Annotated in this window: 5 protein-coding genes; all 5 read right to left on the bottom strand. The window is 73.3% G+C overall.

Features of this window, described 5'->3' with window-relative positions; translation table 11 throughout:
* The coding region (locus tag AB0K37_RS07420; protein WP_363976241.1) for a type IV secretion system protein at positions 1–1,733 on the bottom strand (1,733 nt) is incomplete at its 3' end.
* The gene (locus AB0K37_RS07415) at positions 1,730–4,219 is read right to left on the bottom strand and encodes an ATP-binding protein (protein ID WP_363976238.1); all 2,490 of its coding nucleotides are present in this window, start codon (positions 4,217–4,219) and stop codon (positions 1,730–1,732) included. The genes AB0K37_RS07415 and AB0K37_RS07420, both read right to left, overlap by 4 nt.
* Positions 4,220–4,385: 166 nt before the next feature.
* Positions 4,386–7,478, bottom strand: coding sequence for a TcpE family conjugal transfer membrane protein (locus AB0K37_RS07410; RefSeq protein WP_363976235.1), 3,093 nt, complete (start codon positions 7,476–7,478; stop codon positions 4,386–4,388).
* Positions 7,479–7,568: 90 nt separating this feature from the next.
* The gene (locus tag AB0K37_RS07405; RefSeq protein WP_363976232.1) at positions 7,569–7,784 is read right to left on the bottom strand and encodes a hypothetical protein; all 216 of its coding nucleotides are present in this window, start codon (positions 7,782–7,784) and stop codon (positions 7,569–7,571) included.
* An 11-nt stretch (positions 7,785–7,795) separates the two neighbouring features.
* Positions 7,796–8,812: a conjugal transfer protein gene (locus tag AB0K37_RS07400; RefSeq protein ID WP_363976229.1), complete on the bottom strand. Its 1,017-nt coding sequence runs from the start codon at positions 8,810–8,812 to the stop codon at positions 7,796–7,798.
* Positions 8,813–9,030 lie beyond the last annotated feature (218 nt).

Here is a 9,030-nt window from a genome sequence, read left to right as displayed (position 1 = left end):
GCTACGTCTACACCGTCGTGACGGACGCTCCGCAGAGCACGGCCCGCCACCACGCCGCCCGTCACGCCGCCGGCGAGGGCGGCCGCCATCGCCGGGTCGTTCTTGGCCTTGCGGAACATCTGGTAGGCGGCCACCGGCGGCATCGCCTCGGTGCTCTTGCGGGCCGCCGCGACCGACTTGCCGAGTTCGGCCTCGCCCTTGCCCCGTGCCCCGACCGCCGAGTAGCCGACGGCGGAGAACAGGTGCTGGAACGGCTTGCGGTACACGAACGCCGCGAACGTCACCAGCGCGATCAGTACCACCTGGAGGCCCCACGGCAGCGTCTCGCCGAGGATCAGGCTGTAGGCCCACAACAGCAGCGAGAGCACCCCGATGAGCGCGGCCTGCTTCAGCAGCATGGACAGCAGCAGTTCGAGCCAGCGGATGGCCACGACGCGTCCGACGCCCGGATGGATGCCGATCCCGAGGAAGATCGGCCCCGCGACGAGGAGCAGCAGGAACGCGATCTTGACGACGATCAGCGCGAGCGCGATGACCATGATGAGCAGGCCCGCGACCAGCGCCGCGAACAGCGCGATGAGCGACACTCCCAGGCGGTTCTGCCAGTCCTTGCCCTGAAAGAGCGCGTAGTTCTGGGGATGGTTGTCCTTGATGTCCTTCGTGACGTCCTTGTAGGCGTCGGACTTCTTCCCCAGGTCGACCTTGTTCGTGCCGTACGTCTCCGGAAGGTCGACCGCCTGCGACCAGAGCAGCTTGTCGGCGTTCTGCTTGATGATCTTCGCGTTGGGGTCGCTGGTGCCGAACTCGCCCTGCAGCCACGGCTTGCAAACCAGCGCCACCCACAGCGCGTTGGCGTTGCGGGACGTCGCGTCCATGTCCTTCGACGTCGCCGGGTCGGGCCTGCCCTCGGGGACGGGTATGCACGTCCCGCCCTTGGTGTCGCTCGGTGGCAGCGCGGCGCTGAACGCGGCGCTGGTCGCCTCGGACACCTTCGTCCCGAGCGTGGTGAAGTCCGCGGGCCGCGTGATCAGCCAGGTCAGCGCCACCATCGCGGCGACCATCCAGATCACGCCCTCGGTGACCTTGCTCGCCCGCCTGCGGACCAGGCCCCACCAGGCCAGCCAGATCGCGCCGAGGATGATCACCCACGACCAGTAGCGGGCGTTGAACGTCTTGCCGATGTTGGTGATGACCCCGTCGACGGTGTCCTTCAGCCAGCTCAGCAGCGACTCCGACGCGGCCGCCTGGTAGACGCTGATCGTCGTCCGGTCGATCGTCCGGACGAGGGTGAACACGGTGTTCGCGATCGCGTTGCCCATCATGGACATCGCGTCCGAGCAGCCCATGTCGACCGCGTACCAGGTCTGCCCGGCGGTGCCGTACCGGTCGTAGTACGTGAGCCTCTCGACCGGCGTCTTCTGCAGCTTCTCGTCCGGGTAGTCGGGCGGCTTGATCATGCCGTCCGTCCCGGATCCGTACTGCTCGGGCGCGGGATGGTCGGCCGGGCTGCACGCGTCGTTCAGCGGGTTCGGCAGCTGCGGGACCGACGCGGACGCCGGCGACAGCGGCCCCAGCATGAACAGCGCCATGACGACCAGCAGCAGCACCGAACGGCGCGTGCGCGGCGCGCTGCGGCGGCGCCGGAGGCGCCGTGGGCGCCGCAGGGCCTTGCGGTCGAGTCCTTCGCCGGGCGAGCGCTGCAGGCGCGCCGCCCCCTCGCGGGACCCCATCATCGGGAGACCTCCTCGACCTCGGCCCCCGCGGCGGTGAGTTCGGACGTGCCCGGACGGGACCGGGTCGGGTTGGTGTCGAGCCAACGCTGCAGTTCCTCGGAGATCAGGTCGACGCCGATGCGCCCCGCTCGGCCGTCGAGGTCACGGAAGATGCATTCGCCGTTGCCGAGGTTGCGCAGCACGGCCTTGTGCTCGTCGGACGCCTCGACCCCGAGTAGGGACATGACGTTGCCGACCTCGACCCGCTCGGTGGAGCGGAACGAGAACACCGAGGACAGGCAGTTCGTCACCTGTTCGTTCAGCAGGTCCCCCGCGTTCTGGGAGACCAGGATCAGCGCGGTGTTGCGGGAGCGTCCCATCCGCGACACCTCGGGCACCAGCTTGGCGCCCTCCGGCGTCGAGGTGATCGCCCACGCCTCGTCCAGGAAGATGGCCTTCGGGAGCCGCCGGTCGAGGCCGTGCATCAGCCGCCGCGCGAACTGCGACACCAGGTACATCAGCGCGACCGACAGCCGCTGCTCGTAGGAGTAGTCGTCCCGCGGGATCGTGACGTCCGGCAGGGTGAGCCCGCCGAGCGTGAACACGGTCGTCCAGCCGGCGCTGTCGATGCGCTCGCCGCCGGACGGGTCGAAGCACAGCCGCGCGAGCCGCATCTCCGACATCGAGCGCAGCACCGCGCCGAGGTTCTTGGACGCCGGGTCCTCGGCGCCCTCCAGGTAGTCGACGACGCGGCCGAGCGAGGGCCGCTCGGCGTTGGCGACCGCGCCGACCGCCTGGATCATCGCGGACTCGCGCTCCTCCGACATCCGCGGCAGCAGCAGCCGCAGCGTCTCGGTCGCCATCATCTTCTTGGTGGCGAGGTCGTCGCCGAAGGAGAACGGGTCGAGCAGGCCGGGCGCCGCCGACCCGAGCGGCAGGATGCGCGCCTTCCGGCCCCGCGCCTTGAGCAGCTCCACGAGCGACTCGGCGTCGCCCTTCGGGTCGATCGCGGCGATCGTGACGCCGCGCAGCGCCATCTGGTAGATCAGCAGCAGCGCGAGCGTGGTCTTGCCGCCGCCGGGCTCCCCGGTGATCGCCACGGCCGTCGGGCGGTTGCGCGCCGCGGCGACCAGCGGGTCGAAGTGCACGATGGCGCGGGCCCGGCCGAGCGTCTCGCCGATGTAGGGGCCGACCCAGCCCCCGCCCTCGTCGTCGGTGCGGTCGCCGAGATCGACGGTCGCGACCGGCATGCCGCCCGCGATGGTGCGCAGCGGCTGGCGCTGCGCGTAGGCGTTCAGCCGGATCTGGTCGCCGGGCAGCGACTCCAGGAACAGGGAGAACTGGTCGCCGGTCGAGTTGACGACGTCGATGCCGATGTCGCGGTAGTGCTCGACGACGGCGTCCACGCGCTGCGCGAGCAGCGCCTCGGTCGGCGCCGACACGATCAGCCGGTGCCACCCGTAGACGAACGGCAGCCGCTCCTTGGTGATGCCGTGCTCCAGCATCCGGGCTGCGTCGATCTGCTCCGCGAGCGCGATCGGCGCCTCCGCGCCCGCCTCCCGGATGTGCTGGTCCATGTCGCGGGCGTGCGCGAGCTTGCGCGAGACGTCCTTGGACGCCTTCGCCGGCGGGATCAGCTTCATCCGCGCGCTGATCTCGACGGGGAACGGCAGCGCGTCGGCGTAGTGGAGCCAGGGCTCGCCGTCCGGGAACGGCATCATGTCGGGGAACCGCGCGAACGACAGGTACGCGACGTACGACGCGGCCGTGGCGCCGCCGCCCGCCCCGGTGAAGTTGGGCTGCTCGATCCGCAGGTACGAGCGCCCGTTGTGGATGGCGCCCTCCACCAGCGACTCGATCTCGCCCTTGCCCCACGTCCGGCGCGGGACGGCGGACGGCGGCGGGTCGGCCAGCGCCCCCGTCACCGCGTGCTGGAACAGCCACGCGACCTCGGTGGAGGTGGCGTGCCTGGCGTAGAGGGCGGACCCGCCGAGCGCGCGGCCGATCCGGTCGGCCTGCTCGGTCCAGCGCGCGATCTCCCTCTTGTCGACCGCGTCGTCGTGCACGCCGAGGACGCTCTCGCTGCGCTTGTAGGCCCTGAGGAGCTGCGGCAGGACACCGCCCGACAGGTGCGCGCCCATGCCGCGCGGGCCGAGCCGCACCCCGAGGTAGACCTCCTTGGTCCAGAAGTCCTTGGCCCACACGTGGGCGTAGGTCTCCTCCAGGTACTCCCGCCATCCGGGGCCGCCGTCGGACGTCCGGTCGAGCGCCAGCGCCCATTCCGCCGCCGGATACGTCCGGTGCCCGATCCGCAGATGGACCTCGGCGTCCTGCATGCGGATGCCGGCCAGCGCGATCGTGATGTTGGTGGCGAGCGCCTCGCGCTCCTCACCGGTCGTGAACTCGTAGGACACCGTGGGGAGCCGGAAGTACGCCCACGCGGCGCTGTCGGTCAGCAGGACGCGGTCGTCGAAGTACCGAACGGCCAGTCGGCTCGACTTGCTCATGCCGTCCTCCCGACGCCGGTTCCGATCAACGATTCTCTCCACCGCCGGGCGGCCGCACAGGGCTGCCCGGGAGAGTGTTCGCCATCCGGACGGTCATGAACGTCAGGCGCGTCCGCCAGCAATGCCCGGTCCACTTCGGTCTCCGCTCGATGCCCGCGAGGGGCGCTCATCGGGTGGCCTCCTGCTCCTGCTGAAGCTCCTGGTAACGCTCGGGCATGACGGTGAAGCCGCCGGCCACGACGCCGGCGAGGGCAAGATAGGCACGCCGCGTGGGGGTGCGCAACGACTTCAGCTCGTTGCGCGGCGCGCGGTCCATGCTCAGGTGATCATCCCACGGGATGCGCACCAGCGCCCGGCAGCGGCCCCGGGCCACGGCCTCGGCCTGCTCGACGTCGTCCATGCTGCGGCGGCTCACCCCGTTGATGACCGTCACCGCGCGGGACCGCAGCTCCTCGTAGCCGTGGCCGTCCAGCCACTCGAACGTCATCGCGACGGCGCGGGGCGCGTCGGCGCTCGCCGGCGCGACGAGGACGATCTGGTCGGCGTAGGGCAGGACGCGCGCCACCACGGCGGCGGCCGCGTCCAGGAGCGTCACCGAGTAGAACTTGTCGATCGTGCGGATGGCGAGCGCGTAGTCGCGGTCGTCGAGCGCCTGCAGCGGGTTCTTGCCCGCCGCGATGACGTCGAGGCCGGACTTGGCCTGCGAGGTGTACCGGCGCATCGCGGTGAGGCTGGAGACCTGGTCGGCGCGCGTGATGAGGCCGGTCAGCGTCTCGTTGGTGTCGCTGCGGGTGCGGCGCGCGAGCGCGCCCGGCCCGGGGTTCACGTCGATCGCCACGACCGGCTCGCCGTTGTGCTGCGCGAACGTGTGCCCCAGCATCAGCGCCGTGACGGTCTGCCCGGCGCCGCCGGTGCAGCCGAGCACGACGACGTGCCGCGTCCCGTGGAACGGCTGCTGGATCCGCTGCTGGTAGTCGGCGTCGACCTCGCCGTGCCCGCCGCCGACCGCGTGGATGAGCCGGCGCAGCCCGCCGGACGTCACCTCGTGCTCGGGACCGGGCGGCGTGATCGCCGGACCCGACGGCGGTGGCGCCGGCGGCGGCGGCAGCGGCCGCGGCCGGACGGGCGACGCGGGCTGCGACCGCACGTCCCGCGGCGGCGCCTCCTCCTCCACCGGGCGCTGCTCCACCGGACGCGGCGGCTCCACGGGCGGCACGTCCTGCGCGGGCGGCGCCGCCGGCTCGGGAACGTCCGGACGCTGCGGCTTGGAGAGCCCCTTCGACCAGGGCCTGGGCGGCTCCCGCAGGACCCCGGGCTGCTCGGGAGGCGCGGCGGGACGCATGGGCGGCACCTGCTGCGGCGGCACGGGCCGCACCGGCGGCGCGCTGGCCTGCTCCGCCGACGCGGCGGGCATCTCGGGCCGCGGAACCTCCCGCTCCGGCGACGCGGGAGGCCGCTGCAGAGTCCACCCGGGCGCCACCGGCGGCCGCACCGCCTGCCCATCCCCCTGCTCCGGCAGCGCACCGGGCCGCTCCGACACGGCGGGGGGACGTTCCGTCTGCGCGGCGGGCTGCTCCGGCAACGCGGCAGGACGCTCCCCCTGCGCAGCAGGACGCTCCCCATGTGCAGCAGGCTGCTCCGGCAGCGCGGGGGGACACTCGCCCTGCGCGGCGGGGCGCTCCGGCAACGCAGCGGGACGCTCACCCTCCACGACAGGACGCTCACCCTCCGCGGCGGGACGCTCCGGCAACGCGGAGGGACGCTCCCCCTGCGGGGCGGGGCGCTCCGGCAACGCGGCAGGACGCTCCCCCTCTGCGGCGGGACGCTCCGGCAACGCGGGGGGACACTCGCCCTGCGCGGCGGGGTGCTCCGGCGGCGTGGGGGGGCGCTCGCGCTGCGGGGTGGGGTGCTCCGGTGCGGTGGGGGGACGTTCCGCCTGTGCGGGAGGGGGCTCTGGGGGCTGGGTCGGCGGTGCCGCGCCTTGCTCCGGTGCGGTGGGGTGTTCCGTGGGGGCGGGGGGGCGCACCGGCTCCGCGGCGCGGTGGTGCGGGGGCTGGGCGCCGAAGGCGCCGGGGACCATGGGGATGTCGGGGCGGGTCGCGGCGGGGATCTGGGGGGCGGGGGCAGCCGGGTGCGGGGTGCGCGTGCCGGCGACCTTCGTGTCGCCGGGCTCTCCGTTGAACGCCTGCCTCACGCGGACGCGGTCGCCGTCGGCGTCGCGGGCCTGCTCGGGCTCGGCGGGCGGCTGCCGCGTGACGCCGTCGCCCGGTTCGGCGGGGCGCGTCCACCGGACGCCCGGCGGCGCGGGGGGCTGCTCGTCCTCGTGACGGGGCGGCTCGGGGGCGCCCGCGATCTCCTCGGCGGCCCTGCGGACGTCGGGGCGGGACTGCTGGGGGACGTCGGGCCGGGTTTCGCCGGACGGGGCGGCCTGCCAGAACTCGGCCTGCTCGCCCGGGCGGCGGACGCCGGAGGCCAGGGCGCGCTTGCCGGAGCCGAGCGGCGAGGCCGGCGGAGGGACCTCCAACCTCGGCGTCGCCGGGGGCTGCTCGGCGCCGGCGGGGAAGGCCAGGACGTCGTCCTCGTGCGAGATGTCGCGGGTGGTGCGGCGCCACGCCCTCGGCGGGACGAGGGGCTCGGGCGCGGCGGGCGGGGGGACGGCGGCCCGCGGGGCGGCGGGCTCGGAGGCGGCGGGGAACGGGGCGGCGGGGGCGGGCTCGCGCTGCGCCGCGTAGTCGACCAGGGACGGGGGCGCGGCGGCGGCCGCGGGGCGCGGGACCAGGACCGGGGTCGCGGCGGGGGCCGCGGCGGGTTCCGGCTCGGCCGCGCGCCTGCGGGCGCGGCGGCGGGTCTTGATCGCGGCCCGTTCCATCGCGGCGGCCGGGGCGGCCTCCCCGGTGCGCCGCCAGACGCGGGCCACGATGACGACCTCGCGGGGCTCCTGGATGGGGGTGAGGCGGCACCAGGTGCGGGGTTCGGCGAGGTAGCGGCCCTGCGAGAGCAGCAGTTCGGTGAGCCGCTTGCCCTCGATGACGGGGCGGGTCGCCAGCCAGGTGAGCACGCCCGGCGGGACGATGTAGAGCACGTGCCAGGGGGACGCGAAGGGGATCCCGACGACCCGGAGCAGCACGATCCACGGCACGAACACGCCGAGGAAGACGCCGATCTGGACCAGCGGCAGCGGCATCGGAAGCCGCAGGTCGTACAGCTTGTAGAGCCGCTTCTCGATGCGCCAGATGTTCGTGTACGTGGGTAGATCCACGCCCCTACTCCCCTAACTGCGCGAGCACCGTGCCGCCTGCCGACCTCCGCCCGAGGTCAGGCGTCCACGCCTAGGGCCTTTGGCGATCGCCTAGGCCGTGGTCTCGATGATGTTCGGTACGTAGAAGACCACTCCGATCCCGATCGCCGGGCAGATGAATCGCGCGGACCGCGTGAGGTCGCGGGTGAGCCGGAAGAGAATCGTCACGTCGATCAGGTGGAACGGCGGGCCGAGGATTCCGCGCAGCCGTTCGGCGAGCCGGCCCGTCCCGAGGCCGGCGGTCGGTTCGGGGGGCGTGGTGCTCACTTCGCGGCCTCTCATGATGCGTCCGGTTGTGTGGTGCCACGAATGTCCTGGACGAGCCAGGTCGTCCCCTTCTTCACCATGGCGAGCTGGTAGCTCTGTTCGAGCTCACCGCCGCCGCCGCCGGCGGGCTGCCACACCACGGTCGCGGTGACGGTGCGCGAGCCCTCGGGCCCCTTCGGTGCGACGACCTCCTTGACCTGGACGAAGACGACGGTCTTGGCCAGGCCCGCGATGGTCGCCCCGTTGGAGAAGCGGGACAGGGCCGCCTGGTTGCCGTTCGCGTACTCCTTGAAGAAGGTGCCGAGGAAGGGCTGGAGTTCGGTTTCGAGCGAGGTGTCGCGCTCCTGGACTCCGTCCCCGGGAAGCTGCGCCTTGGTCGGGGGCGGGAGCAGGGCGGGACGGGCGGAGACGACCAGCGAGCCGCTCCGGTCGGCGTACACCGGGACGGCGAGGCGGAGCCAGCGGTCGGCGGTCCGGGCCAGGAGCGTCACGGTGGCGTTGCTGGCGTCGCGGGCGTCGACGCCGGCGACCTGGACGGACTGCACCTGCATCTTGCCGACGCCGTTCCAGCCGTACTGGGCGTCGGCGCCGTCGGGCAGGAAGGTCCGCAGCTGCGCCTCGCGGGCGGGCGCGGTCTTCTGGTCGAAGTTGAGGTAGACGTTGGCGAACTGGAGGGCGAAGGCGCCCGCGGCGCTGCTGGGGAACCCTGCGCTCTTCGGGGCCTTGGACGCGGTGCCGTCCGCGCTGGGCTTGTCGTCGGCGGTGAAGCGCTCGAACGGGGCGCGGATGCCGTTGACGAGGATGACGAGGATCAGGGCCCACAGCACGGCGCGGCCGACCCAGACCCACCAGCGCCCGCCGGATCCGCCCCAACGGCCGCCGCCGCTCGAGCCGCCGCCGGAGCCTCGGCGGCGGCGCTCGGGCAGGTCCCACGGGTCGGCGGACGCCGCGAGCGCCCGGCCGGGCGCCGCGGTCTCCTCGACTACGGCGGTGTCACGGCCGCGTCCCACGGCCGACCTGCGAGCCATCCTGCCTCCGCTCGCGCCTCGCCCCCGGTCGGCGCGGTCCTGTTGCCTGGTCATGTCCGGTGGCTTTTCTGAACCCACCTCGGGCCCAGGGTAACCACGGGCGTCAATTGTTCCAGCGCATCCCAGCGAAACACAGCCCCGGCACGCGGTTGCGGATAATGCAATCCACCTCAGCAGGAACGGGAAGGATTGCCAAACGGTGACGTTCTCCTACCTGG

This window comes from Actinomadura sp. NPDC049753 (assembly GCF_040674655.1).
Taxonomy (GTDB): domain Bacteria; phylum Actinomycetota; class Actinomycetes; order Streptosporangiales; family Streptosporangiaceae; genus Spirillospora; species Spirillospora verrucosospora.
The sequence above is the reverse complement of the archived record's forward strand: the minus strand, read 5'-3'. Positions and strand labels throughout refer to the sequence as shown.

What these genes read in the sequence shown, in the direction of transcription:
- AB0K37_RS07415 (WP_363976238.1), bottom strand. Translation starts at nt 4,219, where the DNA reads ATGAGCAAGTCGAGCCGACTGGCCGTTCGGTACTTCGACGACCGCGTC.
- AB0K37_RS07400 (WP_363976229.1), bottom strand. Translation starts at nt 8,812, where the DNA reads ATGGCTCGCAGGTCGGCCGTGGGACGCGGCCGTGACACCGCCGTAGTC.